Below are 2,701 nucleotides of genomic sequence, written 5' to 3' on the forward strand. Positions count from 1 at the left end.
CCCCTGTATAGTATGGTGAAGCGATTTCTCGGGAAAGCGCGATGCCACATTCATCAGAGGACAAGAAGCGAGCCATTACACGCTTGCGGCGTATTAAGGGCCAGGCGGACGCTTTGGAACGCGCGATCGAAGCCGGGGCCGATTGCACTCCCCTGCTGCAGCAGATTGTCGCCATGCGAGGCGCGACAAATGGACTGATGGCGGAAGTGATGGAGAGTCACCTTAGGGAAACATTCGGCGCCGGTGCAGATTCGGCCGTGAAAAGCGAGGGCAGCGATCACGAGGACGACGTGGAGGGCGTAATGAAGATTCTGCGTACATATCTTAAGTAACGATTTCAGCGCTCCTCTTCTTGCCCGTGCTCTCCCGCAGTTTGAGCAAAAGCCTCGTATCCAGCCAACCGCTGTTGTTCACCAGAGCGCAGGCTTTCGGCGTTCCGGGCCTGAATTTTGTTGCCGGCGTAGCGAAGCGAGCGCCTCCTCCGGCGTTTTTCACCGCGCCAGGATCGATGGCCTCTTCAAGATCGATGGGCGGGTCGCAGGCTGTGGGCTACACAGAGGTTAAGGCCTGCGAAGCGAAGCCACCCCTACATGCCTTCTCTGGTTCGAGATCCTCGCTCGACCACCTCTTGTATACTGGCGGGGAGTATGGCAAGGATACTCCCATCCAGTATGAGTGCCCAGCGAATCGGGGATGACGCAAGGGCCTCGCGACCGGCAATCCGATTCAACCAACAAGGGTATCCCAAGATGAAATCTCGCGCCGCCGTAGCCTTCGAGGCAGGCAAGCCACTCGAAATCGTCGAAATCGATGTCGCTCCACCCCGGAAGGGCGAAGTGCTCATCCGGGTGACGCACACCGGCGTGTGCCACACCGATGCGTACACGCTAGCGGGCAGTGATCCGGAGGGCGTTTTCCCGGTGGTTCTAGGCCACGAGGGCGCGGGCATCGTTGTCGAGGTCGGTGAGGGCGTCACCAGCGTCAGGCCGGGCGATCATGTGATTCCGCTTTACACAGCCGAGTGCGGCAAGTGCGATTTCTGCGTGTCGGGCAAGACCAACCTGTGCGTCGCTGTCCGCGAGACGCAGGGCAAGGGCTTGATGCCCGATGGCACCACCCGCTTTTCGTACAATGGCCAGCCTCTCTATCATTACATGGGCTGTTCAACCTTCAGTGAATATACTGTCGTCGCTGAAGTCTCGCTCGCCAAGATCAATCCCGAGGCAAACCCCCAACATGTCTGCCTGCTGGGCTGCGGCGTCACTACCGGCATCGGCGCAGTCCACAATACCGCCAAGGTCCAGCCCGGAGACTCGGTCGCCGTGTTCGGCCTGGGCGGCATCGGCCTCGCGGCGATTCAGGGTGCGCGCCAGGCGAAGGCGGGTCGCATCATCGCCATCGACACCAACCCGTCCAAGTTCGAGCTGGCACGCCAGTTCGGTGCGACCGAGTGCATCAACCCCAAGGACCATGACAAGCCCATCCAGCAAGTGCTGATCGAGATGACGGGCTGGGGCATCGATCATACCTTCGAGTGCATCGGGAACGTCCACGTCATGCGCGCCGCGCTTGAATCAGCGCACCGTGGCTGGGGTCAGTCGATCGTGATTGGCGTTGCCGGCGCGGGCGAAGAAATCTCTACCCGTCCGTTCCAGCTCGTTACGGGCCGCGTCTGGAAGGGGTCCGCTTTCGGCGGCGTCAAGGGACGTACACAGCTCCCCGGCATGGTCGAGGACGCCATGAGAGGTGATATCGATCTGGCCCCGTTCGTTACCCACACCATGGGTTTGGAGGAGATCAACGAGGCGTTCGACCTGATGCACGAAGGCAAGTCGATCCGCACGGTCATTCACTACTGACCCACCGATCCAAAGCGCCTCTGGCAACACCAGACATCGAGGAAGTACCGGATGACCACTCCGGTTATCTCGGGTGACAGCATTTTCTTCCCCCTCTTCCTCGACGCCGCCAACGTCGACCGTTCAGTCGCGTTCTAAGACGCGGCGCCAGGCGCTCGGATTGACAGGCCAGCCGTCATCATGGCCCGACCCCGGCCATGATGACGCGCGCTCTGGCAAATGGGCAACGCGTCGCGATGCGGTAACAAGCGTCGAAGTGCGATCGTTACATGTCTATAGCGGCACGGACCAGGGCCGCCTGGCCCAGACGCTTACCAGCGGAGTGCGTGTGGCCTCGTCGTGCGACCCAACGGGAAAAATGGTTTTGTCGTAACCTTTGTCTGATGCTGGAAAAATATTTCAAAGGTGCCGAACATCAGGCCAGCCTGGCCGTTGGATGCATTGGGTCGGAAATGTGTTCATCTGTTGCCCGACTGTGATGAACCACGGGCCGCACGGGCGGATATGGCAGGAAGACTGAATTGAAGAGCAAGGATATTCACGCGACGACGCCGGCCACCGATCATGGGCATGCGGGGCCGCCTGCTTGCGTGCAGGTTCGCGGCGCGCGCCAGAACAACCTCAAAAATATTGACGTCGATCTACCGCGTGACGCCTTCGTGGTGTTCACCGGCATATCGGGCTCGGGCAAGTCATCGCTGGCGTTCGGCACCCTTTATGCCGAAGCCCAGCGGCGTTATCTGGAATCGGTTGCGCCCTATGCCCGTCGCCTGATCGACCAGGCCGGCGTGCCGGAGGTCGACGCGATCGACGGTTTGCCGCCTGCGGTCGCGTTGCAGCAG

2 protein-coding genes and 1 pseudogene are annotated in these 2,701 nt (G+C 60.6%); all 3 read left to right on the top strand.

Annotation, left to right across the window (positions count from 1 at the left end; translation table 11 throughout):
* Positions 1–41: 41 nt before the first annotated feature.
* Positions 42–332, top strand: coding sequence for a metal/formaldehyde-sensitive transcriptional repressor (locus CG471_RS29490; RefSeq protein ID WP_099234625.1), 291 nt, complete (start codon positions 42–44; stop codon positions 330–332).
* Positions 333–749: 417 nt separating this feature from the next.
* Complete coding sequence (locus CG471_RS29495) at positions 750–1,859, top strand: S-(hydroxymethyl)glutathione dehydrogenase/class III alcohol dehydrogenase (RefSeq protein WP_099234626.1); 1,110 nt, start codon at positions 750–752, stop codon at positions 1,857–1,859.
* A gap of 536 nt (positions 1,860–2,395) precedes the next feature.
* Positions 2,396–2,701, top strand: a pseudogene (locus tag CG471_RS29500) (excinuclease ABC subunit A); the annotation flags it as partial.

It is taken from the genome of Sphingobium sp. IP1 (assembly GCF_002708645.1).
GTDB lineage: Bacteria > Pseudomonadota > Alphaproteobacteria > Sphingomonadales > Sphingomonadaceae > Sphingobium > Sphingobium yanoikuyae.